This is a genomic window from Pseudomonas sp. N2-3-1-14 (assembly GCF_041228395.1).
Lineage (GTDB): Bacteria > Pseudomonadota > Gammaproteobacteria > Pseudomonadales > Pseudomonadaceae > Aquipseudomonas.
This window is the reverse complement of record NZ_CP166199.1, coordinates 4,834,869-4,858,497: the sequence shown is the minus strand read 5'-3', so window position 1 is coordinate 4,858,497 and position 23,629 is coordinate 4,834,869. Positions and strand designations below refer to the sequence as shown.

Genomic DNA, 23,629 nt, shown 5'->3' with positions numbered 1-23,629 from the left:
ATGCTCGCCCTCGGCAAATTGCTTGAACTGACCCTCGCCGGTCGCGAACCGGCGCAAAAAATTCAACTGACTGTCGACGGCGTGCAGATGCGCTGGCTCAGCGAGGGCGCGCTCGAAGTGCGCCCGCCGCAAGCGCTGGACAACGGCAGCGACCTGCTGCTGTCGTCTGGCATCCATGGCAACGAAACCGCGCCGATCGAACTGCTCGACCGCCTGTTGCATGGCATTGCCCGTGGGGAAATCAAACCCCGCACCCGTATTCTGTTCCTGTTCGGTAACCCCGAGGCCATGCGCCGCGGCGAGCGTTACCTCGAGCTGGACGTCAACCGGCTGTTCAATGGCCGCCACGAACAAAACATTGGCCCTGAGGCCATGCGCGCCGCTGAGCTTGAGCAACTGGCCCGCACGTTCTTCAGCCTGCCTGAGCGCTCGCGCCTGCATTACGACCTGCACACGGCCATTCGCGGTTCGAAGATCGAGCAGTTCGCGCTGTACCCGTGGAAGGAAGGTCGCCAGCATTCGCGGCACGAGCTGGCGCGCCTGTGTGCTGCCGGCATGCAAGCGGTGCTGCTGCAGAACAAGACGTCGATCACCTTCACCGCGTTCACCTATGAGCAACTGAACGCCGAGGCGTTTACTCTGGAGCTGGGCAAGGCGCGGCCGTTCGGCCAGAACCAGGGCGTGGATGTTTCCCGCCTGGAGAGGCGCCTGACGCAGATCATCGAAGGCAGCGAACCGGCCACCGACAGCCTGGATGGCCTGCAACTGTTTGCGGTATCGCGTGAAGTGATCAAGCACAGTGATGCCTTCCTGCTGCATTTGCCGGCGGACGTGGAAAACTTCTCGCCGTTGGCCAAGGGCTATCTGCTGGCCGAAGACGTGGCCAAGACCCGCTGGGTGATCGAGGAGGAGGGCGCACGCATCATCTTCCCTAACCCGAAAGTGAAGAATGGTTTGCGCGCCGGCATTCTGATTGTGCCCACCTCGGACGCAGCGCTGGTTTAGTCCCCTTGAGGCTTCGCCAGGTACGCATCGCGTGTCGGCAATCCGAACTCCTTGCGCAGTGCATTTTCCGTAAAAGCCTCGGGGTTGGTCCGCGTGGGCGGGGTATCGGGGTTCAGATCGAAGTCAAAAGGCGCCAGATCGATGGGCAGGCCCACGGCTTGCCGCTCCACGTTTTTGATCGCAACGGTTTTGCCTCCGTCAGTTTCATCGGTGGTGCCGGGCGCCACGGTACCGGTGACGGCGTTATAGGCGTGACACAGCTCGTGATAGAGCCCGATGATCGGCAGCGAGCCCGGTGGGCTGAAAAAGGGGTTGTACTCGATCCGCCCGCCGTAGGCCGGCGTGCCGGGCTGGCCGTCGCGGATCATCAGCGTGTCGCTGTCGGTGGAGGGCGTGAACCTGGCGTTGTTTTCGTCACCCGGTTCAATGCTGACGGGTTGCCCACTGTGTTGTGCCGCAATATCCAGTGCGTGGAGCAGTTTTTGCCCGTTGGGCGAAACGCGCAGCAGGCTGAGATCGGATTCGACGCGCGCAGCAAACTGCCTGTTTCCCCCAATCGACAGACCCGTTTTACCAGCCTCGCCGGACGCCACGGGCGTCTGGTGGAGCGTGTCGAGGTCGGTGGGGAACAGCACCGCCATGACCTGTTCGAGCGACGCGGTTGGCAGGCTGGCGAGTTTTTCAAGCAACCACGCGTAGCGTTCGTCGTTGGTCATGGCGACCAGGGTGTCGCCGGGCAGGCTGTATACCCGGTCTGTCGCCTTGAGCTTGCTGACATGGTCATGGCCTTTACCCGGATAGATGACGTTAGTGGCGCTGCCAGCCTTGATCGTGTCATTGCCGTCGCCGCCGCTGAGCAGGTGATGGCCGCTGCCACCGACAATCACGTCGTCGCCCGGCCCGCCATCGATAAAGTTGAGCCCGGCGCCGCCGTGAATGCTGTCGGCGCCGTCACCCGCATAGATACGCGCGGTGCCGGCGCCGATGACCTGCGTGCTGTCGTTGCCGGGGCCGCTGTCGACGGTGCAGTCCTCGGCGCTGATCCGTAGCGTGTCATCACCCTCGCCGGACAGGATGGTTGAGTGACGGCCGCCGACGCGCAGGTAGTCTTCGCCAGCGCCTGCGTCAATGCTGACGGGGTTCTGGAGGCTGTCATCGACATGGATGCAGTCGGCGCCATGGCCGGTGACCAGCTCGATGATTTGCCTCGGCGAAGACGGCGTTATCTGATAGAGCACCGTGCCTACGTAGAGGTGCAGGTGATCGCCCGCTGCGCCGAGCCAGAGTTCGCTTTGATCGGCGGTGAATGCAAACCTCAGGGTATCCCTGCGCGGCGCCTTATCCTGGCGGGCCTGCAGCCTGAATCGTTCGACCCGAACGGCAGTGTCCCGATAGACCTGCGCACGCAACGGGGCACCGCCCAGGTTGGCGGTTTTTTCTGCGTCGGTGGGCGTCAGGCTTCCCCCGTGCACGGTGTGAATGGCGCTGGGGGTGTCGGGTACAAACAGAGGGCGGTGCATGGCGTGATGGCTCCGGGTCAGGTGAGAAGGCCGGCGGTGGCCCGGCGTGTGGCTCACTAGACCGCAGATACGTCATGGCGCGGTGGTAGATGCTTGAACGAAAAACGCCCCGCTCACCTGGGTGGGCGGGGCGTTTTCAGGGGCGACTTATACCGCCAGTTTCTGCTCGCTGCGACGGATGGCACGCACTTTGTGCAAGGTGTCGGCGCAGGTGCGCGCGGCTTCCTGGCCCTTGTGGACGAAGTGCTCGTAGAAGAAGGTGTGGTGTTCGCTGCCCGCGTGGAAGTGGTGCGGAGTCAGGGACACCGAGAACACCGGCACTTCGGTTTCCAGCTGCACTTGCATCAGGCCACTGACCACCGACTGGGCGACGAATTCGTGACGGTAGATGCCGCCGTCCACCACCAGTGCGGCTGCGACGATGCCGGCGTAGCGGCCGGTCTTGGCCAGCAGCTTGGCGTGCAGGGGCAGTTCAAAGGCGCCGCCGACTTCGAAGAAATCGATGTCCGATTCCTGGTAGCCCTGGGCGATCATTTCGGCAAGGAAGCCTTTACGCGATTGGTCGACAATATCCTTGTGCCAGCAGGCCTGGATAAACGCGACGCGCTCGCCGTGATGGTTCTTGATTTTGCTATCGATTGCGGTGGGTTGCATGTTCTGACTCCTGTTTAAGAAAAAAACAGGGCGTTATGAATCGAATGGGATTTAAGGGTACGAACCACTGCCTCATGCAAGCATGAACCCAGCGCGCGGCCCTTAGGTGCCAATCCCGTTCTCTCTTCATCCGGACTATGACCGTCGGCCCCGGGATCACACCGGGTCTGCTGACCTTGTCGCCGTCCTGCGTGAGCAGTTCGAGGCGCCAAGCGCTCGCGGGCTATGCACATTGCGTGCAATTACCGCCGGTGGGGAATTACACCCCGCCCTGAGAACGTTGCCGCCAGAACCCTGGCGGCGGAGAGTTTTTAACATGGTTTTTCAAAAACTGCACGAGCGCTGTATCGATAACCTATATCGGTTTGTTTGGTTGGTATTCGATTGAAGCCAATTGGGGCTTGATATTCCGTGGCTTTGCCCGCAGTAATCACCCACAAGAGCACATCACATCACCCCGTTAGAGGCCTGCTTCATGTCTGTGATCGACCTGCGTAGCGACACCGTGACCCAACCCAGCCCCGGCATGCTCGACGCGATGGCCAGCGCCGTCAGCGGTGATGACGTCTACGGCGAAGACCCCAGCGTCAATCTGCTGGAGGCCGAAATGGCCAAGCGTCTGGGGTTCGAAGCGGCGCTGTTCGTGCCCACCGGCACCATGAGCAACCTGCTGGCGTTGATGGCTCACTGTGAGCGTGGCGAGGAATACATCGTCGGCCAGCAGGCCCACACTTACAAATACGAAGGCGGTGGCGCGGCGGTACTCGGTTCGATCCAGCCGCAGCCGCTGGAGGTGCAGGCGGACGGCTCACTGGACCTGGACCACGTGTTGGCGGCGATCAAACCGGATGACTTCCACTTTGCCCGCACCCGCCTGCTGGCGCTGGAAAACACCATGCAAGGCAAGGTACTGACGCTGGACTACCTGGCGAAAGCGCGGGCGTTTACCCGTGAGCATGGGTTGTCGCTGCACCTGGATGGCGCGCGGATCTACAACGCCGCGGTCAAGCTTGGGGTAGACGCGCGGGAAATTGCTCAGCACTTCGATTCGGTGTCGGTGTGCCTGTCCAAGGGCCTGGGGGCACCGATTGGCTCGGTGTTGTGCGGCTCGCACGCGTTGATCGCCAGGGCGCGTCGTCTGCGCAAAATGGTCGGCGGCGGTATGCGCCAGGCCGGCTCTCTGGCGGCGGCCGGGCTGTATGCCCTGGATCACCAGGTACAGCGCCTGGCCGATGACCACGCCAATGCCCAGTGGCTGGGCGATGAACTGCGCAAGGCCGGTTATGCGGTGGAGCCGGTGCAGACCAACATGGTCTACGTGCAGATCGGTGACCGCGCCGACGCGTTGAAAGCCTTTGCTGCCGAGCGCGGCATCAAGTTGAGCGCCGCGCCGCGTCTGCGTATGGTCACTCACCTGGATGTCAGCCGGGCACAGATCGAGCAAGTCGTGCAGACATTTGCCGAGTTTTCACGCAAATGACGGTGCAGACCGTCTAATTGACTGTTTCTATCACATAAACACGCTGTACCACCGGCAAAGGGCCGATATAATGCGGCCCTTTGCCGTCGCTCCGTCTGATGATGTTGCGCACTGGCCTTTGGCCGCAGACTCCGTGGAAGAACCTAATGAAAAGCGCAGAAATCCGTGAAGCCTTCCTTCGCTTCTTCGAAGAGCAAGGCCACACCCGTGTAGCCTCCAGCTCCTTGATCCCAGGCAATGACCCCACCCTGCTGTTCACTAACGCGGGGATGAACCAGTTCAAGGACTGCTTCCTGGGCCAGGAAAAGCGCGCCTATACCCGCGCGACCAGCAGCCAGAAGTGCGTGCGCGCCGGCGGCAAGAACAGCGACCTGGAAAACGTCGGTTACACCGCTCGTCACCACACTTTTTTCGAGATGCTGGGTAACTTTAGCTTCGGCGACTATTTCAAGAAAGATGCGATTACCTTCGCCTGGACCTTCCTGACCGGCGTGTTGAAGCTGCCCAAGGAAAAACTCTGGGTCACCGTCTACGCCACGGACGACGAGGCGTATGACATCTGGACCAAAGAAGTCGGCGTGCCGGTCGAGCGCATGATTCGCATCGGCGACAACAAGGGCGCGCCTTACGCCTCCGATAACTTCTGGACCATGGGCGATACCGGCCCATGCGGCCCGTGCACCGAGATTTTCTACGATCACGGCGCCGATATCTGGGGCGGCCCACCGGGCTCGCCGGAAGAAGATGGCGACCGTTACATCGAGATCTGGAACAACGTGTTCATGCAGTTCAACCGCACCGCCGATGGCGTGTTGCATCCGCTGCCAGCCCCGTCGGTCGACACCGGCATGGGCCTGGAGCGGATCAGTGCGGTGATGCAGCACGTTCACTCCAACTATGAGATCGACCTGTTCACCAACCTGCTGAGCGCTTCGGCCGCCGCCATTGGCTGCGCCAACGAAGGCCAGTCGTCGCTCAAGGTGGTGTCTGACCACATCCGTTCCTGCAGCTTCCTGATCGCCGACGGCGTATTGCCATCGAACGAAGGCCGCGGCTACGTGCTGCGCCGGATCATCCGTCGCGCCTGCCGTCACGGTAACAAGCTGGGCGCCAGCGGCAGCTTCTTCTACAAGATCGTTGCAGCGCTGGTGGCCGAGATGGGCGATGCCTTCCCGGAACTCAAGCAGCAGCAGGCCAACATCGAGCGCGTGCTCAAGGCTGAAGAAGAGCAGTTCTCCAAGACCCTGGAACACGGCCTGAAGATTCTGGAGCAGGACCTGGCCGAGCTCAAAGGCACCGTGGTGCCGGGCGACGTGGTGTTCAAGCTGTACGACACCTACGGTTTCCCTATGGACCTGACTGCCGACATCGCCCGCGAGCGCGAGCTGACCGTCGATGAAGCGGGTTTCGAGCGTGAGATGGAAGCCCAGCGCGTGCGCGCTCGCTCTGCCAGCTCCTTTGGTCTGGACTACAACACGCTGGTCAAGGTTGACGTGCCTACCGAGTTCATCGGCTACAAGGCGACCGTTGGCGCGGCGAAGATCGTGGCCATTTATAAAGACGGCAAATCGGTCGACGTGCTCAATGAAGGCGAAGAGGCTGTTGTGGTCCTGGACCAGACGCCGTTCTACGCCGAGTCCGGTGGCCAGGTGGGTGATTGCGGCTACCTGAGCTCGACGTCCGGTCGTTTTGAGGTGCGCGATACCACCAAGACCGGCGGCGCATTCCTGCACCACGGTGTGCTGGTGTTGGGCAACTTGACCGTCGGCGCGCCGGTAGACACTCAAGTGGATGCCGACGTGCGGCATGCAACTGCTTTGAACCACTCCGCCACTCACTTGCTGCACGCTGCCTTGCGTCAGGTACTGGGTGAGCACGTGCAGCAGAAGGGTTCGTTGGTTGATAGCCAGCGCCTGCGCTTCGACTTCAGCCACTTTGAAGCGATCAAGCCTGAACAGATCAAGGCGCTGGAAGACATCGTCAACGCCGAAATTCGCAAAAACACCCCGGTGGAAACCGAAGAAACCGACATCGAAACCGCCAAAAACAAAGGCGCCATGGCGCTGTTTGGCGAGAAGTACGGCGACGAAGTGCGCGTACTGAGCATGGGCGGCAGCTTCTCGGTGGAGCTGTGTGGCGGTATCCACGCCAACCGTACCGGCGACATCGGTCTGCTGAAAATCATCAGTGAGGGCGGTGTGGCCTCGGGTGTACGCCGTATTGAAGCGGTCACCGGTGCTGCGGCCCTGGCCTACCTCAATGCAGCCGAAGAACAACTCAAGGAAGCGGCCAGCCTGGTCAAGGGCAGCCGCGACAACCTGATCGACAAGCTCTCTGGTGTACTGGAGCGCAACCGCCAGCTGGAAAAACAGCTGGAGCAGTTGCAGGCCAAGGCGGCCAGCGCAGCGGGCGACGATCTGTCGGCCTCTGCCCTGGACGTCAAGGGCGTGAAAGTTCTGGCCGTGCGCCTGGATGGTCAGGACGGCAAGGCGCTGTTGGCCTTGGTCGATCAGTTGAAGAACAAGCTCGGCCGCGCAGTGATCCTGCTCGGCAGTGTCCATGAGGATAAGGTCGTTCTGGTTGCCGGTGTAACCAAAGACCTGACTGGCCAACTCAAGGCTGGTGATTTGATGAAGCAAGCCGCCGCGGCAGTGGGCGGGAAGGGCGGTGGTCGTCCGGACATGGCGCAAGGCGGTGGTGTAGACGCCGGTGCCCTGGACGCGGCCCTGGCCCTGACCGTGCCGTTTGTCGAGGCCGGTATTTAAGGCACTGTTAATGAGCCCATGGTCTAGTCATGGGCTTGCTCAGCTGCTGGAAGATTTGTTTATTGGGCGCCCCTTTACGGGCTGAGGCGGCTTAGAAATGGCTTTGATCGTACAGAAATTCGGAGGCACCTCGGTCGGTTCTGTCGAAAGAATCGAGCAGGTCGCCGACAAGGTTAAGAAATTCCGCGACGCCGGCGACGACCTGGTAGTGGTGCTGTCGGCCATGAGCGGCGAGACCAATCGCCTGATCGATCTGGCCAAGGCGATCAGCGGTGATCAACAGCCGCTGCCGCGTGAGCTGGATGTGATCGTGTCCACCGGTGAACAGGTCACTATTGCCCTGTTGGCCATGGCGCTGAACAAGCGTGGTGTGCCGGCGGTGTCCTACACTGGCAGCCAGGTGCGCATCCTGACCGACAGCGCACATACCAAGGCGCGCATCCTGCAGATTGATGATCAGAAAATCCGCACAGATCTCAAAGCCGGGCGCGTGGTAGTTGTAGCCGGTTTCCAGGGTGTGGACGAGCAGGGCAACATCACGACCCTGGGGCGTGGCGGTTCAGACACTACCGGCGTGGCGCTGGCAGCGGCCCTTAAGGCTGACGAATGCCAGATCTATACCGATGTGGACGGCGTCTACACCACCGACCCGCGTGTAGTGTCCGTGGCCCAGCGCCTGGACAAGATCACCTTTGAAGAGATGCTGGAAATGGCCAGTCTCGGCTCCAAGGTGCTGCAGATCCGCGCGGTGGAGTTCGCCGGCAAGTACAACGTTCCGCTGCGCGTATTGCACAGCTTCAAAGAGGGTCCGGGCACCCTCATTACTATTGATGAAGAGGAATCCATGGAACAGCCGATCATTTCCGGCATCGCTTTCAACCGCGATGAAGCCAAGCTGACGATCCGTGGCGTGCCGGATACTCCGGGCGTGGCCTTCAAGATCCTCGGTCCTATCAGTGGCGCGAACATTGAAGTCGACATGATCGTGCAGAACGTTTCGCACGATAACACCACCGATTTCACCTTCACCGTGCACCGTAACGAGTACGATGCGGCGGAGCGAATCCTGCAGAACACGGCGAGCGAGATTGGCGCCCGTGAAGTGGTCGGCGATACCAAGATTGCCAAGGTGTCGATCGTGGGCGTGGGCATGCGTTCCCATGCCGGCGTTGCCAGCCGCATGTTTGAGGCGCTGGCCAAGGAAAGCATCAACATCCAGATGATCTCCACCTCGGAAATCAAAGTCTCGGTGGTGATCGAAGAGAAGTACCTGGAACTGGCTGTACGCGCGCTGCATACCGCTTTTGAGCTGGACGCTCCGGCCCGACAGGGCGAGTGATGCGATGCCAGGAAGGCGCGGTTTACCGCGCCTTTCATTTTTTTGTGGGGCGCATGGTCTTTTGCGTGCGCTCGACAATACTTAGGCCGTTAGGGCTACGGCTTTCATGTCGTAGGTCGAACGCCTTTTTTTTGCAGACTGTTGTTCCTGAACTGAAATGCGTGAGGAGAAAGGTATGCTGATTCTGACTCGTCGGTGCGCAGAAAGCCTGATTATCGGTGATGGCGAAATCACCGTGACCGTGCTCGGCGTCAAAGGCAATCAAGTACGTATCGGGGTTAACGCTCCGAAAGAGGTAGCGGTCCACCGCGAGGAAATTTACCTGCGGATCAAGAAAGAGAAGGACGAAGAACCAAGCCTTTAATTTTTATCGTTTTTTATGTTTGCAAACGGGGATGAACGTGGTTAATATACGCCCCGTGTTGCGGAGAGCTGGCCGAGTGGCCGAAGGCGCTCCCCTGCTAAGGGAGTACACCTCAAAAGGGTGTCGGGGGTTCGAATCCCCCGTTCTCCGCCATTATTTGCTTAGTACGTTGCAATCTGGTTTTTTCGGTAAGTTGTTGAAATTACTCGAAAAAATAGCTTTACATAGAGATTGAACGGCCTATAATGCGCGGCAACAAATGCACTCGTAGCTCAGCTGGATAGAGTACTCGGCTACGAACCGAGCGGTCACAGGTTCGAATCCTGTCGAGTGCACCATTTAAGAGTCAGTTGCAGCAATGCAGGTGACTCGGCTTCAACCAGTTGTGATCTGGTCTAAAAACACAATATGCACTCGTAGCTCAGCTGGATAGAGTACTCGGCTACGAACCGAGCGGTCACAGGTTCGAATCCTGTCGAGTGCACCATACAAACAAAAAGCCCGCCTAGTGCGGGCTTTTTGCCGTCTGGGGTTTGTGTGGGATTTTATCTTTTTCTCCCGCACCATGTGTTTTCCTTATCCGCTGCGTCGTCGCAGTTCATAGATGCAGCCAAAGCTCAGCTTTGGCTCGCAAGCGCTTGTTCTTTCCAGTTTTTTAACGTTTAAAACCGACGCAAGGTGTATCATTGCGCCCGTCAGCCCCGCCGGGGCTTGTGGAATACCTCCATGGACTTACCCAGTAGTTACTTAGTACCCCGTTTTACCAATCATGAATTGACTGATTGATCCTTCCGGCGTGCCCCGCTGCTGGGAGTGGAGTTCGCCTATGACCGAAGTAGAAGTAAAGAAAACGCAAGACAGCCTGCAGGATCGCCTGGCTCAAGTCATCGAGCTGCTGCAGCGCCAGCGCGTGGTCGAAGACCTCACGCACCGCCAGGAAGGTCCGCATCACGACCGCGTCGAAAACCTGGTGCACCGGCAGAACCTCGTTGAGTTGCAACGCAAGCTCGATGACCTGCACTCCGCCGACGTTGCCTATATCCTCGAAGCCTTGCCGCTGGATGATCGACTGACCCTGTGGCAGTTGGTGAAGGCCGACCGCGACGGCGATATTCTCCTCGAGGTATCCGACTCGGTCCGTGAAACCCTGATCGCCGACATGGATGATCATGAGCTCCTGGCTGCAGCCAGGGAGATGGACGCCGACGAACTGGCCGACCTGGCCCCCGAGCTGCCCCGTGATGTTGTCCATGAGCTGATGGAAGCGCTCGACAGCCAGCAGCGTGAGCGAGTGCGCTCCGCGCTGTCCTACGACGAGGATCAGGTCGGCGCGCTGATGGACTTCGAGATGGTCACCATCCGCGAAGACGTCAGCCTGGAAGTGGTACTGCGTTATCTGCGTCGCCTGAAAGAGTTGCCCGGTCACACCGACAAATTGTTTGTGGTCGACTACGAAGGCATTCTCAAGGGCGTGCTGCCAATCAAGCGTCTGCTGGTGAATGATCCGGACAAGAAAGTTGCGGATTTGATGGCCAGCGACACCGTGAGCTTTCATCCGGATGAGGACGCGTACGAGGCGGCGCAGGCGTTTGAGCGTTACGACTTGATCTCGGCGCCGGTGGTCGACAAGAACGGCAAGCTGATTGGCCGTTTGACCATCGACGAAATGGTCGACCTGATTCGTGAAGAAAGTGAAACCGAAGTCCTCAACATGGCCGGTTTGCGTGAAGAGGAAGACATTTTTGCGTCGGTCTGGCGCTCTCTGCATAACCGTTGGGCCTGGCTGGCGATCAACCTGATCACAGCCTTTATCGCCTCGCGCGTGATTGGGCTGTTTGAAGGTTCGATCGAGAAGCTGGTGGCCTTGGCGGCGCTGATGCCGATTGTGGCGGGTATCGGCGGCAACTCCGGTAACCAGACGATCACCATGATCGTGCGTGCGATGGCACTGGATCAGGTGAGTACGGCCAATTCCTCGCGCCTGCTGCGCAAAGAGCTGGCCGTGGGCCTGATCAATGGCCTGGTGTGGGGTGGCGTGATCGGCGTGGTGGCTTACTTGCTGTATGGCAGTTGGTCGCTTGGCGTCGTGATGACCGCCGCCATGACCCTCAACCTGCTACTGGCAGCGTTGATGGGGGTGTTGATCCCCATGACCCTCGCGCGCCTTGGGCGTGATCCGGCGATGGGTGCCAGTGTGATGATCACTGCCATGACCGACAGCGGCGGCTTCTTCATCTTCCTGGGTCTGGCGACGATCTTTCTGCTCTGATCCCCTCAGCGGGAGCACATCTGCTCCCGCTTTGCCGTCTGTTCTCGGCACTCCTTTATCAAATCGCAGGCAAAAAAAAGCCAGCACATGGCTGGCTTCGGCTTTCAACTGCAGATCAATTGGCTTCTGCGGCCGCCTCAACGTCGTGCGCAATAAGCGAGACGAGAGCATTTTGCTGGCGGTGGGAGAGCTGACGAAAACGCTGCAGCAGTTCGCGTTCGTGCAGTGACAGCTCAGGGCTGTCCAGGCGCATGCTCAACTCTTCGCCCAGCGCACCTTCCTGAATAAGGCTCTGTTCCAGGCGCGCGATGATTTCGGAGTTCATGCTGCGGTGATGATTGCGAGCCACCTCGGCAATGCGTTCCCGCATTCCGTCTGGCAGACGTACGACGAACTTGTCAGCCGTACGGCTGGAATAAATTGCCTGTTTCAATGGGCGCATATATTTAACCGGTTAGTTCAGGGGAGCGGTTTTTGGAATTGGCCGCAAGATGAGTGTTAAGACAAGGCTCACGACCAAAGTTCAACCCGAATTACAAAGAGGCCGCATCATGCCTCAGATTTGACAGTTCCTTGGCGTCAATTCTGTGACAAATATTGAACTGCCTAAAGGCTTTATGCCAGCACTCATTTGCATTTTTGCGGACTGGTTTGAAAACTTTTCAACGAGTGATTCCGCAAAGGAACTTCTCGCAAGTCCAGGCCACGGCGGGGTTTGAGGCCGCACATCCTATAGCAATATGGCCTTTTGCCCTCGTGTTTAAGACTAGTGGCAATTTGCCGATTTACTAGCACGAGGCGACATAAGGTAGGGGGACAAGCAGGAGGGAGGGATCAGCGTAAGACGGGGTCGAACTTGATTCTGCGGCCCACGATGAGCGTCAGCAGCAGAAGGCTTGCACATACACCGGCAGCAACAAAAGCGGTGGTTTGCGTATCTTGGGCATCGGCGCCAAGGCCTGCGATGCCGGTTGCAACGGTCAGGCACAAAAACAGCCAGGCAGATTTAGTCATTCACGATCCCTCAGAAAACCCAGTGTTCAGATGCTGGCGCGGCCTGACTGCCCTGGGTCAGGCGTACCGGCGATTGTGCGTTGGGCGTCATCACCGCCAATTGCGGGCGTTGTTGCAAATGGTGCGGCACCGCCTGGCTGATTTGTGCGGGATCATTGCTGCCAGTCGATTGAAAATGGAAAGTCACCAATGCAGCAAGGGCTACGGTGTTGAGGGCTAACAGAAGGGCACTGTTCATGGTCATGTTCTCCGCTTAACGCCGTGGCCGGTTAGGTTTTGTAGGAGAAGTATTGCAGGTCTCGTGCCAAACTATTATTTCAATAAAATCAGTGCCTTAAGTCTACTTTAACCGCCTGTAAGGTTGCAATTTGCAATGCTGGCATTTTGGGGGAGTGCATTTTGCACGACGGTGATGGATCCCCCGGTTTTACGGGTTCAAACCGCGCTCTGCAGAACAAGGACAGGCCTACGCTCAAAAAGCCAACGGACGACATGACAAAACCTACCTCGGCCGTTAACATGCACGCCGTCCGTCGCCGCGCCTCTTGTCCGGTGGCTGTCATTTTGTCCCAGTAGCTCAATTGGATAGAGCATCCCCCTCCTAAGGGGAAGGTTGGCCGTTCGAACCGGCCCTGGGACACCATATGAATCAAGGCTTCCAGCGTTTCACCTAAGTAAGTAAATTTCTTCATGGGTGCATGGTGGGTGCAAGCAGCATTACATGAATCGAAAAAGCCCCGAATCAGGAAATAATCCTGACGGGGCTTTTTTGTTGGCTTTTCGTGGTTTCAACTGGGTGTTCTAGGTGCCTGAGAAGGGAGGCTCAAATATGAAATATGGTCGAAACGATATCTGTTGGTGTGGCTCTGGCCGAAAATTTAAAAAATGTCATCTAGACCGAGAGAAGCAGGAACCTGTGAAGCACTGGGAGGTGGGCGCCCAGTTCCGTAAAGACTTTTCAGCGAAGGTGTGTTCAGTTCCTGCCGCCATGCAGGGCGAGTGTAGTGAGCAAATCATTCGGGCTCATACGGTGCCTCGCGCTGGAAGCCTGGCTAAAATTGCAGAGAAAGGCCATGTGTTGGGATTCGTTTTCAGCTTTGAAAATATGATCAAAAACAATGGTGTCCTTCAACCACAACTCGTAGGGATTAATAACGCTTCAACATTCACTGGATTCTGCTCGAATCACGACAACGCTCTATTTTCGTCGGTTGAGAAGCACCTGTTTACCGGATCTCAAGAACAGTGTTTTCTGCTGGCCTATCGTGCACTTGCTCGCGAAAGTTATACGAAGCTTGCGGCTTCGGTCAGCGCTGGAAATCATTCGAACCTTGACCAAGGGCGATCCATTTCTGAGCAAATGAGAATCCAAGCAATCAGTGGGCTATATGGCGCAGCTGTTGGGGTTGGAGTAGAGGATAATCAACATCACAAAGCGCGTTTCGATGCGATCTTGACCTCACAAGATTTTTCTTCAGTTCGGTCATACATCATTACCTTTGATGAGCCACCACCGATAATGTGTAGCGGTGCATTTTCGCCCGAGACAGACTTCGCAGGTAAGCAGCTTCAGAACCTTTCGGACTTCGCCACGATTCCGCATACCATCAGTGTCACGTCATTTTACGGTGGGGCTCTAGGGCACGTTGTTTTTACCTGGATGCCAGAGGATGACCCAGTCTGTATGCCTTATATTCAAAGCCTAGCCTGTATCCCTGATGCAAACCTTGCCTCCACTCTGGTAAGGATTTTTTTTGAAACCTTCGAAAATATACATATCTCCCCGTCGTGGTGGCGCTCTCTGCCTGCTGAGCAGCAGAAGGTACTTATTGGTCGGATGACGGGCTCCGTGATGCCGGAATTTATGCAAGATGTCTTAAAATTGAAGGCCGGTGAATGCGTTGTGCCTCCATGGGCAGTGCAGGAACGCAAATGGGTTGGTATTGCCGCCTAGAAAGACGTAGGCCGGAATCAAACATCGCTAAGCTGTCTGAGCCTTGATCCTTAGTACTGTTGTTGTCGAGCAGTTGGCGTGCCGTGCCGTCGCGCGGATGCCCAAACCCGCGGCGAGCAGCTCCGCCACTCGCTTGTGTAGATCGGCGTCAACGGGTCTGCCTTGGTACTTGCCGGCCGCTTTGGCTTTCTCGATACCTTGGGCCTGGCGATCACGCCGTTGCTCATAATCCTTGCGTGCAATGGCGGCCATCATTTCCACTAGCATTGAGTTGATGGCGCCTAGCATCCGCCCGGTGAACTCGTCGCCCTTGGTGTCCTGCATACCCTGGTGGCTGGTCGGTAAGTCTAATGCGACGATGCGCAGGCCCTTGGAGTCGATCGCAGCCTTGAGCTTTTGCCAGTCCTCCACTGGAAGGCGGGATAGGCGGTCTATCGACTCCACCAGCAACACGTCACCCTTACGGGCATCCTTGAGCAGTCGCAGCAGCTCCGGCCGGTCGGCGGTAGCGCCGCTGGCGTTCTCCAGGTACACGCTGGCAATGACCTTGTTATGGTCGCTGGCGAACTGCTCAAGCAAGGCCCGGGCCCGGCCGGCGTCTTGTTCTTCGGTGGAGGCTCGAAGGTATGCGCGGATAAACATGATGGGTGCCTGTATCAGTTAGGGCGTTCTACTAATACTGTTGCACTATGGGTGTTACTTATCAAGCGAAAAGCCCGAAAAAGGCAAAATAAGCCTGTATCTGGATAGGCATACTCAAAGCGATAGGCCTAAACTCTGCCTAACAAATACCCCACCAAAAGGAACTGGCGATTGGAAATCAAGGTAAACGTACCAAAGGGGTTCAAGTTAGTTTATGAGTGGATCGAAGGGGACCTAGTCGTATCGATCGAGCGAGAGTTGGTCGATACCTCTCATAAAGAAAAGAAAGCAGGTAACCGTCATCTGTATTATTACCGGCGGGGAATTTTTCGCGCTGCGCCGGGCGTGGTGAAAGGCAAGGTCGTGACTAAAGGGAAGGATGGGGTTGTGGTTATCCGCGTGGTAACCGACAAGCAACCGACAATTTCCCAATCCGGCACTGGATCGACCGGTCCGAGGAAGCCAAGCAATGCCTAAGCTCAAAGAGTTTCGACAGGACTACTACTATTTCAGTGGCAAGGTCAGTGACAACGTAAGATCACTCTGCCTTTCCGCAGTAGCAGTAATTTGGGTGTTCAAGCAGGAGATAGGAGGGTTAACCACTCTTCCCACGGCTCTGTATTGGGCTCTGCTTTGGGTCATCTGCGCTCTCGCGCTCGACTTCATGCAATACCTCTACGCTTCCGTGACGTGGGCTGTTTTCAGTAGGTATAAAGAAAAAAAAGGGTTTGACCAAGAGACAGAATTATTGGCTCCAGCTGTCTTAAATTGGCCTACAAATCTGTTTTACGTTCTTAAAATTCTTTCCGCGGTAGCCGTGTATATTCAGATCCTCCGCTATCTGTTCGGGGTGATTAAGCCAGGTTAGGGTAGGCGAGTGATCTACCCCATCCAGAGGCATCAAAGAGAGCTAGGTCGAATGTCAGTACCGTTCTGAGTGCCTGATATCCGATACTTCTGTACCTCTCCGGCGGCTATTTCGGCCGCGGTCTCTTTCATCGGTTGGCCGATCTGCATGGCGCACAGGCCGCCGCCCTCGTCGTCGCCAGCGATTCCAACGATGTGCCGACCTGGCTTGACCTGGAATTTCACCACTTCGCCGGTGTTAATGCGGGCAACCTTTTTTCCATCAATGAGCACAGTGGCCATACAGCCACCTGAAGCCCAAAACCCATTATCCCGGCTTAACACCAACGTAGCACCATCCGGAACGGCGGCCTGGTAAGCGTAGACCCGATCGGCAGGCACGCGCTTGGCCGAACCAGGCTCTACCGGCGTGCTTGAACAGCCGGCCAGCAACACGGCAGCGGCGGCGAGCAGAATCCTGTGCATATTTCTTCCTCGTGGTTGATGGGTGACTTTATACCAGCCTGGCTACACCTGGTCTTCGGCGTAAATAGCAGCGCTGATGATGGCGCCACCCCAGCGTCGGTGACCGATGCAGAGTGGTACGGGCAAGCCCGATGCCACGGTATTCTTCGCACTACCAAAAGCATAGCCAGGTGTGTTCTCTGGCGCGGCGCTGGACTTCAAGCCCTGGGCTTGTGGGCTCAGCATTTGAATCACGCCGCCGGCGGCCAAGGCAATGCCTGGCGCGAGAGTTGCGCCATTTGTGAAGGGGCTCATAACGATCAGTACAGCCCCTATGATCGTTTGCAAGATGCCTGCCCGCTTACTGCCTACGATCACTGGAGCGATGATGATGTCGCCTTTGCCTTGATAGTTCAGCTCGCTCTCCCCGATGTTTTTCTTACCTCGAAAAACGGCGAACACCAATCCACGCGACCTGGCATTTGAGATAAAGCGTTCCAAGCCGGGAATCTGCACGCACAGTGCTTTCAAGGCTTCCGCCGGCGTCCGCACGGCAAGGTCGTACGACCTGCCGAACTGTCGGAGCTGGCCGTAGAGCTTGATGGTGGTCATAGGGGAGTTATCGAATGCTGTAGCGGCCATGGGGCCTCCTATGGATTGGTGGACGGGGCTGGAAGCCCAAGGCGAATGGCGAGCACTGCGCGCGACATATGCGCCTGATCGATGGTCAACTGCTCCTGGCGCGGGTCGTAGTTCCACACCCGGTTGTAGATTGCCTCGCTGGCTCGGGCGCCTCGGAATGTCCCCCTCAGCAGGTCGGCGGAAACCCTGGCCTCTTCCTCAGTGAAGAAGGGGCCGTCGACTGTCACTTGTTGGCCACCACTGACGTGCTGGACCTCCCACACCGTGTAGCCGGCGTCCGGCCCCTGGATCAGTTCGTAGGGTTTGAATTTCTGCGTTTTGCACGCTTCGGTAAAACGCTCTTGAAAGGTCATGTCTTCACACTCACAGAGTCTGCCGTTGATCGGCGCTACCAATACTTGCGTAGCGCACGGAGGGGCAGTTAGGCCGCTTCGGATTGATCAGGAGACGCTTTTGCGGTGGTGCGAGTGGGCATTTTCGCCAGCCATTCGCGAAGCGCTTCGGAGCCTTCGCAGCCCGATCTCCACTTCTCAAACCGGCCGGTGTACCCATTCGAATTGGCAACCATGCCACTCAGTGCGACACCGGCATTGGAGGCCGTGGCCAGCACGTCATCGTAGATCGCTAGCATCTGCTTGAGCCCTTCAATGTCTTCGGCGCGCGACGCGGCAATGCCTGCGCGCGAAAGGCTGTCAGCCGCCTCTGGCGATAACCCGGAGAGCATTGGGTTTGCCCTGAGTACCGCCTCTACAACGTCGGGGTGACTGCCTGCGCGCGCTTCAGCCACTAGGCGCTGACGCTCCTCCGGCTTGAGGCCTCGCACGATGGCTCGCAGCTCCTGATCAGCCAGGAAACCAACAACGTCCGAGCTAGCGCGCGGCGTGACCGCTGCGAAGCCGCTGGCCACTGTCTGGGCCAACGTGAGCATATCTTTTGCTGCCTTCTCCATCGCCGGCATCAGGGCGGGAATGATTCCATCAATCTGCTCCTTGCCCTTGCGCTCAATGGCAGCGGCGTTGAGGTCCTTGTTCTCGCGAATCGAGAGAATTTCTTCTCCGAGGTCCTTGAACGCCTCCAGGGCCAATCCCTGCAAATGGCGGACAGACTTCAGCAAGCCACCGGCCTGCCAAGTGCCTTTGGTGCCATCGGGTCGTTGAATGTTGAATGTTCTTGCCTCTACTTGGGAGTGCTCGTATTCGGAGTAATGGAGGTTGGCCAAGCCAACTTTGAGGACGGATCGTTTGCCGATTTTCATGGAGTTACCTTTTGATTGTCTGGCCGTGGGGCGGCCGGTTTTTGGTCTGAGGATTCGCTCAGGATTTGGAGTAGGGAAACGTTTTCCCGGGCGCCACCGCCGGCTGCTGCTGCGTGCAACTCGTCCATAAGGGCGCTGATCTCTCGCACGTCACGATTGAACTGAGTGAGCCCGGATTGCTGACGCAACTTGGCAACCTGGCTACGAATGTTCATGGCTGGCCTCGGTGATCTGTCGGTACTGTTCTGCGACGTGTTTTTTGATGTCCTGGCCGTCTGCCTTTGGCGGGAAGATCCAGGCTCCAGGACTTGGGAATGGCCGCATATCCATCACGCCTACTGGAGCAGGGCGGCGGAGGCTTTCGATTGCTCGGACGTGGAGAATGAACGCCTCTGCCAGATTGGCCGCGTCATAGCTGTTCATGGTGCGCAGTGGGAAGTGCATGACCGTCTGTACGCCCTGGACGGGATAGTTGAACGAATGGCCCAATCCATCTCCCCCTCAACCGCGTCAACCCTGCAGTCCACCACCGTCAACATAACGAGCACTGTCTCTTCGTCTTCGGTGCCGATCTTCTCTGCAATTCGCTTGAGCTCGGCCCGCATCCACTTAATGCTTATTGCCGCATTCCTTCCATCTGTTCGCGGAGTTCTTCGACGGCCTTCTGTAGCTCGGCAACCTCGATGACTCGGGCAACAGCGCCTAGCCCCTCGATCAATGCCTTGCCCTGGTCGGGCGGTAGCTCGCCGGCGGCAACTGCGCGAAGGATTGATTTGGCTGCGCTGGGCAGGTCGGTGTCGTCCAGGTCGAAGCACACTGTCTCGGCAGTTGGCTTGATTGGCGGTACCAGGCGTTCAAGGATCAGACGGCAAGCCTGCATATCGCCCTTCTTGGCCGCTGTCAGAACCTTCTTTGTCACGGCGTCTGCACCTTCTGCTAGTCGGGCGCGCAGCTCTTGCGTCTGGCCGGAGCGGCCGCCGGGGTTACCCGACTGTCCGGGCTTCCATTTGCCGGCTTTATCGCGATCAGTCATGCGGCGGGCGATTCCATAGCGATGACCGGTTTGTTTTCGGCGAGCGCTATCAGCAGGGCGGATGCTTGAACGCTTCCGTCTGCTGCGGCTTCGCGAAGGCGGCCCCAGGCAGCGGCAACTTCGGATCGAGTTGGTTTGTGCTGGCGTCCTCGGGCGGGCTTAGCTGTGTTCATGGGGGCTGCCTCGAATGGGTTTTGAGTGGCTCAAAAACTCACATTAGGCATGATCTGATCATTTATCCAGTGCTTTTTAGGTGCACTCTAGGTGATACGCGCAACCGGATTAAACGGGACTGAAATAGTTGGTTCGCAGCGGATTGATAAGGGTATTTTTGTTGCAGTAAATCGGGGGTAGGCAAAGTGATACACAGCCGGGTTTTCGGCTCAGTCCTGCCTCAGATTGAGGATGGAGCGGGGAGGGCTGACCTACCGTTTTGGGATGTCAGGTTTTGTCAGGTTCGCGCGCCACGTTTTGCGAGATATGAAAACGTGGCGCGGATTTGATGCCCAGCTTTGGATGCCTCTTCCACCAGTGGCGGATCACCTTGTCGCATGCCTGCTCCGGCGTGCTGTCAGGCTGCCCAAGCTGGGCTTACTCCGGAATGAGTAGTTCGTTGTACTTCTTCGGCACCAGCGCAATCTCGCCCCAGGCAAGGTGCTCGACCCCAAGCCCTCCACCATTCTTAGTAATCACTCCGTAAAACATCACGATTCTGCCTACAGACACGTCTTTAATGTTCTTCGCCTGACAAAAGCCGTCCGGCATTTTAACGGTGAAGTCGCCCACTCCCCTGCCGCACCGTAGGCGAGTCATTCTTATGGAGGTGGAGTACTTACCAGCATTCCAGCTGCGTAGGATTTTTCCGTAGAAAAGCTTTGGCGTTTGAACCGTATCAAGGACGCTCCAATCTAGGTCTGCCACGTCGGTGAGAAGTTCTGCGAGCTTCACCGCGTGAATTGCGCCAGGGAGAACGAAATACTTGTCTTTGTTGTTTTCAAAATTACGGCATATTCCCGCGACAGTCGTAATTTTGCTCGGAAGCTCGAACGATTCCCCATGGTGGCGACCTATGGGCACTTCCGATAACGGTCCATCCGCATCCTCGACAGGGGTTTCGTCATATTCTTCGCTTGGCGCGAGGTCGATTTCGGGTCTCTCTTGCAAAAACTCTTTCACTACAGCTAGGTGCTCGTGATCCACCGCCCTTTTGGCTTCCTCCCATGTGTCATATCGCTTGCCGATAGGCTTCTTGGCCCTCAGCACGCATGCGACATGACTCCATCGCTTCAGATGCCGATAGAAAGGGTCACGCTGGTTCGTAAACAAGTCTTTTTCTTTGGGGGTGCGCTCGACGTTGGTGAAGCATCCGGGGCAATACAAGGCGCCTCTCATTTCCTCTTCATATTCATCCGGTGCCACACGTCTGCTTGCTTTCAAGACTTCTCGGTTGCCGCCCTCAAATTTCCACCCTGGCAGGTGGTGTGCATAAGCAATCTTCCGTTTGTTCGCCATTGGTCATTCGTCCATGTGGGTATGATTGCAAATAGCCACACCCTTTGTGGCAAATCAAGCTAGAAAGTGATGATTGCTACTTTGGTTTAAGGAGGCGGCGATGGGGGAGTCGCTCTCCTCGTCTTGAGCTCAATAGCGTCTCTTGCGTGCGCCGGTCGTCAACAGACGAAACGATCCGAGTCGGCTCATTTGGTCTGTCTCGCAATCACCGAAATTACCAGAATTGGTAGGTTGGCCAGGTGTTCGGGAATCCCTAGGGTCTGAGGGATTCTCTAACGTGTTGCTTTCCACACTCTGTGGCGTTTCCACCACGCTGAGTGAGACTAAAACGCCACAAAGTTTGATTCTCTAAGGTTTAAATACAGTGTTGAAAACGGTATTACTTGCTGATGAGGTTTCACCCGATACTGATTGCGATCAGTCGATCGATTGGAGTTTTACTGGTACCTCATCCTCGTGTCGGATGTTATTCGGTGTGTGTGGCATAATTATGTTTGAGTTGTTGAGTTTCTTGATATTAGAAACTCAACGCTATCAATTTTGCTTGAAGGGGGCTTTGCTAGACTAGCTATCAATCTTATCAGAACTTACGTCGTTCTTGGTGTTTTTGTTGCTTGTTCGCTTGCTTTGTATCTTTAGTTCCTTTTGTATGCGCAGGAACTCTTTGTAGTTGGATTTAACTGTTGATGAGACGGGTTCTATTTTTAGGACTTTATCATAAAATAGTTCCGCCTTTTCTAAATTGCCAACTTGAAAGGCTAAGAAGTTGGCGTAGTTGCCTAAGGCATACGAGCTATTAGGCTCCAGTTCGAGAGCTCTTTTATAATAAATCTCTGCTGCTTCGTATTTTTTCAGATGGTCAGCTAGAAAGTCAGCATATTCTACTAAGTTGCTAGAGTTAGATGTATCCATTTTTAACGCCTGGCGATAATGTCTGTCGGCTTCTGTAAGAGCCCCTTGGTGGGCTAATATAGAAGCGTATAAACAAACAGGGTCAGGATCTGTAGGGCTCATGCTCATTACTTTCTGCACCAGCTCCTTTGCTTTTTCGTAATCTTTATCATGGCGGCTTAGAATTTCTGCATAGGCAAAAATCGCTTCGTGGTCGCTAGGGGCTAGTTCCATTGATTTTTTAAACATTTCCTTTGCGCCAGGGATATCATCTTTTTCCTTTGAAAGAAACAGCGCGTAATTATAATGAAGCTCAGAACTTTCAGGGAACTGCTCTAAACCTTGTTTGTAGGTTTCTTCTTGTTTTTTAAGGTCTGTCTGTGCTGCAGCTTCCAGTTCCCACGCCCACCAACTCGTCCTTCGCTGCACTGATTGGGCCATTATCTGGCGGGTATTACGCTGTTCTTCAGTACCTTGAGCTAAGGACCTCATTAATTGGTCAGCTTGTTTACGGTAGCGATCTGCACTTTTCTTTCCGAGATCTTCTGTTCGCTCAGCAATCCTGTTTAAATCAAAGTCCGGTACAAGTTTTGTTGCTAGCTGCAACATAAACTCATCAAAGCCAGGGATTTTAACTTTTATTCCGTCATGTTTGGTTAGGACTTGCTGTGCTAGTTCAGGAGGTGGAGAGCCTTCTCGGTAGCACCAAATAATACGACCTGCAATATCGCCCAGTTCGAGGCTGTTAAGTAACCCCATCAAACTGCCGTCATTGCCGCCATAGCCTACAACTATAGGGGTAAAAAATTGAAATAGTTTTTTCAAGGCGTTTTTCCACCCTTCCTCAAGGTTGGAAACGCCGTCTTGGTCGTTAATTGGGTTGAAGTATAAGTCACGATGTATCTTAGCCACTAATGGCCTGCGTAATTGAGGGCGGACAAATCCTACAAGCGATTCGTGGGCAACTACGAGGGGGGATTGGTGAGCGTGCATCGAAAGAGCATCTGCTACTAAATTGTCAAAATTTGTAGTGACTACAACTTTATGGCGAGTTTCTTGTATTATTTCAGCAAGCAGGGTGTACCCGAGGCTAGGGCTTTTGCCATCCATGTGCTTTTCTAGTTCTGCATATCCAGATTCGCGATCTCCCCGAAATCGACGCTCAAAAATCTGAGGGTAGAACTCTGCAGCAGTCTCAAATGTTAAATTTCCACTAACGACGCCACTGTTTTTCACCCATTCTTCTAAACGCTCATCGCTCTTGCACTCCCGAAGATGAAGGTCGGTAAGCCATCGTTGTGCAAGATCTTTTCCGGTAGGAATGTTTGAAGAGAACGAGGCACCTGAGCCGAGGATAAAGGCAAAATGCCTGTCGTGCATTGAGCTATCGAGACGCGCTAACTCGTCCAAAACGCCTTCAAGTGTCCATTCTTGCACTTCATTGCTTGACATTATTCATCCATGAGTAGGAGGGGGTGGGGTGACATCATAATGCCATTTATTGGGTGTTTCCAGGGTCAGAAACCTCAGTGAGTCACTCGGAGAGATCTGGGTCAAGAAATCCATTTGGGGCGCATTGATTCACCTCCGGCACCAGACAAAAGTTTGTGTGCGACTTACCTGCTGATCGTGCGCAAGGCCGCATCGCATCGCAGATGCATTCGAGCAGCAGGCTCTGGATCAACTCAATATAAGCGGAGCTTCAGCGCTATCCGCCGGCGCCGATCCGCGGCAGGTAATCCGACAAATGCGGCTGTAAGATCCTCAAATTGAGGTAGCCGGTGTATTCCACTGGAGGTGGGACCCAACGCTTTTACGGCCTTCTCGTGAAACTACCGGTATCCAGTAGATGCCACGCAGCCCCGTGCTATCTCAACCAGGTAGATCCCCCGGAGTTATGCCATGAACTATTTTTCACTCCTTCCATTGCGTTACTAGTCACGAGCCTATAACTTTGGTTTGTCGTAACTAGTAACAGA

Annotated in this window: 23 protein-coding genes, 4 tRNA genes and 1 riboswitch; of the genes, 13 read left to right on the top strand and 14 right to left on the bottom strand. The window is 56.1% G+C overall.

Annotated elements, in window-relative coordinates; all coding sequences use genetic code 11:
• Positions 1 to 1,005, top strand: a complete 1,005-nt coding sequence (astE, locus tag AB5I78_RS22440; protein WP_369301482.1) for a succinylglutamate desuccinylase — start codon at positions 1 to 3, stop codon at positions 1,003 to 1,005.
• Here the strand turns inward: astE and AB5I78_RS22435 are convergent.
• Complete coding sequence (locus AB5I78_RS22435; RefSeq protein WP_369301481.1) at positions 1,002 to 2,525, bottom strand: M91 family zinc metallopeptidase; 1,524 nt, start codon at positions 2,523 to 2,525, stop codon at positions 1,002 to 1,004. The genes astE and AB5I78_RS22435 overlap by 4 nt on opposite strands.
• 147 nt (positions 2,526 to 2,672) lie before the next feature.
• Complete coding sequence (locus tag AB5I78_RS22430; RefSeq protein ID WP_145159367.1) at positions 2,673 to 3,179, bottom strand: 6,7-dimethyl-8-ribityllumazine synthase; 507 nt, start codon at positions 3,177 to 3,179, stop codon at positions 2,673 to 2,675.
• Between the two features lie 113 nt (positions 3,180 to 3,292).
• A riboswitch (FMN riboswitch) is annotated at positions 3,293 to 3,462 on the bottom strand.
• A 192-nt stretch (positions 3,463 to 3,654) separates the two neighbouring features.
• On the opposite strand from AB5I78_RS22430, the gene ltaE reads away from it, so the two are divergent.
• The 8 genes from ltaE (at position 3,655) to mgtE (ending at position 11,396) form a co-directional block, all read left to right on the top strand.
• The gene (gene ltaE / locus AB5I78_RS22425; protein ID WP_369301479.1) at positions 3,655 to 4,659 is read left to right on the top strand and encodes a low-specificity L-threonine aldolase; all 1,005 of its coding nucleotides are present in this window, start codon (positions 3,655 to 3,657) and stop codon (positions 4,657 to 4,659) included.
• Positions 4,660 to 4,805: 146 nt separating this feature from the next.
• Positions 4,806 to 7,424: an alanine--tRNA ligase gene (gene alaS / locus AB5I78_RS22420; RefSeq protein ID WP_369301478.1), complete on the top strand. Its 2,619-nt coding sequence runs from the start codon at positions 4,806 to 4,808 to the stop codon at positions 7,422 to 7,424.
• A gap of 97 nt (positions 7,425 to 7,521) precedes the next feature.
• Positions 7,522 to 8,763 carry an aspartate kinase gene (locus tag AB5I78_RS22415; RefSeq protein WP_056861669.1) on the top strand — a complete coding sequence of 414 codons (1,242 nt, stop codon included), beginning with the start codon at positions 7,522 to 7,524 and terminating at the stop codon, positions 8,761 to 8,763.
• A 175-nt stretch (positions 8,764 to 8,938) separates the two neighbouring features.
• On the top strand, positions 8,939 to 9,127 hold the full coding sequence (gene csrA, locus AB5I78_RS22410; RefSeq protein WP_003175645.1) for a carbon storage regulator CsrA: 189 nt from the start codon (positions 8,939 to 8,941) through the stop codon (positions 9,125 to 9,127).
• A 62-nt stretch (positions 9,128 to 9,189) separates the two neighbouring features.
• Positions 9,190 to 9,280, top strand: a tRNA-Ser gene (locus AB5I78_RS22405).
• Between the two features lie 108 nt (positions 9,281 to 9,388).
• Positions 9,389 to 9,465: transfer RNA gene (locus tag AB5I78_RS22400), tRNA-Arg, on the top strand.
• Between the two features lie 72 nt (positions 9,466 to 9,537).
• Positions 9,538 to 9,614: transfer RNA gene (locus AB5I78_RS22395), tRNA-Arg, on the top strand.
• Positions 9,615 to 9,953: 339 nt separating this feature from the next.
• Positions 9,954 to 11,396, top strand: coding sequence for a magnesium transporter (gene mgtE / locus AB5I78_RS22390; protein WP_145159361.1), 1,443 nt, complete (start codon positions 9,954 to 9,956; stop codon positions 11,394 to 11,396).
• A 115-nt stretch (positions 11,397 to 11,511) separates the two neighbouring features.
• Here mgtE and AB5I78_RS22385 read toward each other — a convergent pair whose 3' ends face one another.
• From AB5I78_RS22385 to AB5I78_RS22375, 3 genes are all read right to left on the bottom strand, one after another.
• Positions 11,512 to 11,838: an Arc family DNA-binding protein gene (locus tag AB5I78_RS22385; RefSeq protein WP_003193592.1), complete on the bottom strand. Its 327-nt coding sequence runs from the start codon at positions 11,836 to 11,838 to the stop codon at positions 11,512 to 11,514.
• A gap of 392 nt (positions 11,839 to 12,230) precedes the next feature.
• Positions 12,231 to 12,410 (bottom strand): PA3371 family protein, encoded by a 180-nt coding sequence (locus tag AB5I78_RS22380; RefSeq protein ID WP_369301477.1) that lies wholly within the window; start codon positions 12,408 to 12,410, stop codon positions 12,231 to 12,233.
• Positions 12,411 to 12,420: 10 nt separating this feature from the next.
• Positions 12,421 to 12,648 (bottom strand): hypothetical protein, encoded by a 228-nt coding sequence (locus AB5I78_RS22375; RefSeq protein ID WP_145159360.1) that lies wholly within the window; start codon positions 12,646 to 12,648, stop codon positions 12,421 to 12,423.
• Between the two features lie 328 nt (positions 12,649 to 12,976).
• Here AB5I78_RS22375 and AB5I78_RS22370 point away from each other — a divergent pair.
• Both AB5I78_RS22370 and AB5I78_RS22365 read left to right on the top strand, forming a co-directional pair.
• Positions 12,977 to 13,053, top strand: a tRNA-Arg gene (locus AB5I78_RS22370).
• A gap of 186 nt (positions 13,054 to 13,239) precedes the next feature.
• Complete coding sequence (locus AB5I78_RS22365; RefSeq protein ID WP_369301476.1) at positions 13,240 to 14,364, top strand: SEC-C domain-containing protein; 1,125 nt, start codon at positions 13,240 to 13,242, stop codon at positions 14,362 to 14,364.
• A 27-nt stretch (positions 14,365 to 14,391) separates the two neighbouring features.
• On the opposite strand, the gene AB5I78_RS22360 is transcribed toward AB5I78_RS22365, so the two are convergent.
• A complete protein-coding gene (locus AB5I78_RS22360) occupies positions 14,392 to 15,006 on the bottom strand; it encodes a recombinase family protein (RefSeq protein ID WP_369301474.1) in 615 nt (204 codons plus the stop codon).
• A 171-nt stretch (positions 15,007 to 15,177) separates the two neighbouring features.
• Here AB5I78_RS22360 and AB5I78_RS22355 point away from each other — a divergent pair, with 171 nt between their 5' ends.
• Complete coding sequence (locus AB5I78_RS22355) at positions 15,178 to 15,483, top strand: hypothetical protein (RefSeq protein WP_369301472.1); 306 nt, start codon at positions 15,178 to 15,180, stop codon at positions 15,481 to 15,483.
• Positions 15,476 to 15,874 carry a hypothetical protein gene (locus AB5I78_RS22350; RefSeq protein ID WP_369301470.1) on the top strand — a complete coding sequence of 133 codons (399 nt, stop codon included), beginning with the start codon at positions 15,476 to 15,478 and terminating at the stop codon, positions 15,872 to 15,874. The genes AB5I78_RS22355 and AB5I78_RS22350 overlap by 8 nt, the downstream gene beginning before the upstream one ends.
• 32 nt (positions 15,875 to 15,906) lie before the next feature.
• Here AB5I78_RS22350 and AB5I78_RS22345 read toward each other — a convergent pair whose 3' ends face one another.
• The 8 genes from AB5I78_RS22345 to AB5I78_RS22310 all read right to left on the bottom strand — a co-directional run bounded on the left by AB5I78_RS22345 (position 15,907) and on the right by AB5I78_RS22310 (position 23,102).
• Entirely contained in the window at positions 15,907 to 16,338 is a 432-nt protein-coding gene (locus tag AB5I78_RS22345; protein WP_369301469.1) for a hypothetical protein, read from the bottom strand.
• A gap of 42 nt (positions 16,339 to 16,380) precedes the next feature.
• Positions 16,381 to 16,959, bottom strand: a complete 579-nt coding sequence (locus AB5I78_RS22340) for a tail assembly protein (RefSeq protein WP_369301468.1) — start codon at positions 16,957 to 16,959, stop codon at positions 16,381 to 16,383.
• An 8-nt stretch (positions 16,960 to 16,967) separates the two neighbouring features.
• Complete coding sequence (locus AB5I78_RS22335) at positions 16,968 to 17,312, bottom strand: hypothetical protein (RefSeq protein WP_017138409.1); 345 nt, start codon at positions 17,310 to 17,312, stop codon at positions 16,968 to 16,970.
• Between the two features lie 68 nt (positions 17,313 to 17,380).
• Positions 17,381 to 18,214: a hypothetical protein gene (locus AB5I78_RS22330; protein WP_369301466.1), complete on the bottom strand. Its 834-nt coding sequence runs from the start codon at positions 18,212 to 18,214 to the stop codon at positions 17,381 to 17,383.
• Between the two features lie 201 nt (positions 18,215 to 18,415).
• A complete protein-coding gene (locus tag AB5I78_RS22325; RefSeq protein WP_369301465.1) occupies positions 18,416 to 18,703 on the bottom strand; it encodes a hypothetical protein in 288 nt (95 codons plus the stop codon).
• Between the two features lie 127 nt (positions 18,704 to 18,830).
• On the bottom strand, positions 18,831 to 19,247 hold the full coding sequence (locus tag AB5I78_RS22320; protein ID WP_017529439.1) for a DUF5681 domain-containing protein: 417 nt from the start codon (positions 19,245 to 19,247) through the stop codon (positions 18,831 to 18,833).
• Positions 19,248 to 19,838: 591 nt separating this feature from the next.
• Positions 19,839 to 20,759 (bottom strand): hypothetical protein, encoded by a 921-nt coding sequence (locus tag AB5I78_RS22315; RefSeq protein ID WP_369301464.1) that lies wholly within the window; start codon positions 20,757 to 20,759, stop codon positions 19,839 to 19,841.
• A gap of 564 nt (positions 20,760 to 21,323) precedes the next feature.
• Positions 21,324 to 23,102, bottom strand: a complete 1,779-nt coding sequence (locus AB5I78_RS22310; protein WP_369301462.1) for a tetratricopeptide repeat protein — start codon at positions 23,100 to 23,102, stop codon at positions 21,324 to 21,326.
• Positions 23,103 to 23,629 lie beyond the last annotated feature (527 nt).

Excerpts from the sequence above, each read along its gene's own strand:
- AB5I78_RS22350 (WP_369301470.1), top strand. The coding sequence starts at position 15,476 with ATGCCTAAGCTCAAAGAGTTTCGACAGGACTACTACTATTTCAGTGGC.
- AB5I78_RS22415 (WP_056861669.1), top strand. The coding sequence starts at position 7,522 with ATGGCTTTGATCGTACAGAAATTCGGAGGCACCTCGGTCGGTTCTGTC.
- AB5I78_RS22345 (WP_369301469.1), bottom strand. The coding sequence starts at position 16,338 with ATGCACAGGATTCTGCTCGCCGCCGCTGCCGTGTTGCTGGCCGGCTGT.
- AB5I78_RS22435 (WP_369301481.1), bottom strand. The coding sequence starts at position 2,525 with ATGCACCGCCCTCTGTTTGTACCCGACACCCCCAGCGCCATTCACACC.
- AB5I78_RS22430 (WP_145159367.1), bottom strand. The coding sequence starts at position 3,179 with ATGCAACCCACCGCAATCGATAGCAAAATCAAGAACCATCACGGCGAG.
- AB5I78_RS22330 (WP_369301466.1), bottom strand. The coding sequence starts at position 18,214 with ATGAAAATCGGCAAACGATCCGTCCTCAAAGTTGGCTTGGCCAACCTC.
- AB5I78_RS22365 (WP_369301476.1), top strand. The coding sequence starts at position 13,240 with ATGAAATATGGTCGAAACGATATCTGTTGGTGTGGCTCTGGCCGAAAA.
- mgtE (WP_145159361.1), top strand. The coding sequence starts at position 9,954 with ATGACCGAAGTAGAAGTAAAGAAAACGCAAGACAGCCTGCAGGATCGC.
- AB5I78_RS22335 (WP_017138409.1), bottom strand. The coding sequence starts at position 17,312 with ATGACCTTTCAAGAGCGTTTTACCGAAGCGTGCAAAACGCAGAAATTC.
- csrA (WP_003175645.1), top strand. The coding sequence starts at position 8,939 with ATGCTGATTCTGACTCGTCGGTGCGCAGAAAGCCTGATTATCGGTGAT.
- AB5I78_RS22385 (WP_003193592.1), bottom strand. The coding sequence starts at position 11,838 with ATGCGCCCATTGAAACAGGCAATTTATTCCAGCCGTACGGCTGACAAG.
- AB5I78_RS22380 (WP_369301477.1), bottom strand. The coding sequence starts at position 12,410 with ATGACTAAATCTGCCTGGCTGTTTTTGTGCCTGACCGTTGCAACCGGC.
- AB5I78_RS22310 (WP_369301462.1), bottom strand. The coding sequence starts at position 23,102 with ATGTCAAGCAATGAAGTGCAAGAATGGACACTTGAAGGCGTTTTGGAC.
- AB5I78_RS22340 (WP_369301468.1), bottom strand. The coding sequence starts at position 16,959 with ATGGCCGCTACAGCATTCGATAACTCCCCTATGACCACCATCAAGCTC.
- alaS (WP_369301478.1), top strand. The coding sequence starts at position 4,806 with ATGAAAAGCGCAGAAATCCGTGAAGCCTTCCTTCGCTTCTTCGAAGAG.
- AB5I78_RS22360 (WP_369301474.1), bottom strand. The coding sequence starts at position 15,006 with ATGTTTATCCGCGCATACCTTCGAGCCTCCACCGAAGAACAAGACGCC.
- astE (WP_369301482.1), top strand. The coding sequence starts at position 1 with ATGCTCGCCCTCGGCAAATTGCTTGAACTGACCCTCGCCGGTCGCGAA.
- ltaE (WP_369301479.1), top strand. The coding sequence starts at position 3,655 with ATGTCTGTGATCGACCTGCGTAGCGACACCGTGACCCAACCCAGCCCC.
- AB5I78_RS22375 (WP_145159360.1), bottom strand. The coding sequence starts at position 12,648 with ATGAACAGTGCCCTTCTGTTAGCCCTCAACACCGTAGCCCTTGCTGCA.
- AB5I78_RS22320 (WP_017529439.1), bottom strand. The coding sequence starts at position 19,247 with ATGACTGATCGCGATAAAGCCGGCAAATGGAAGCCCGGACAGTCGGGT.
- AB5I78_RS22315 (WP_369301464.1), bottom strand. The coding sequence starts at position 20,759 with ATGGCGAACAAACGGAAGATTGCTTATGCACACCACCTGCCAGGGTGG.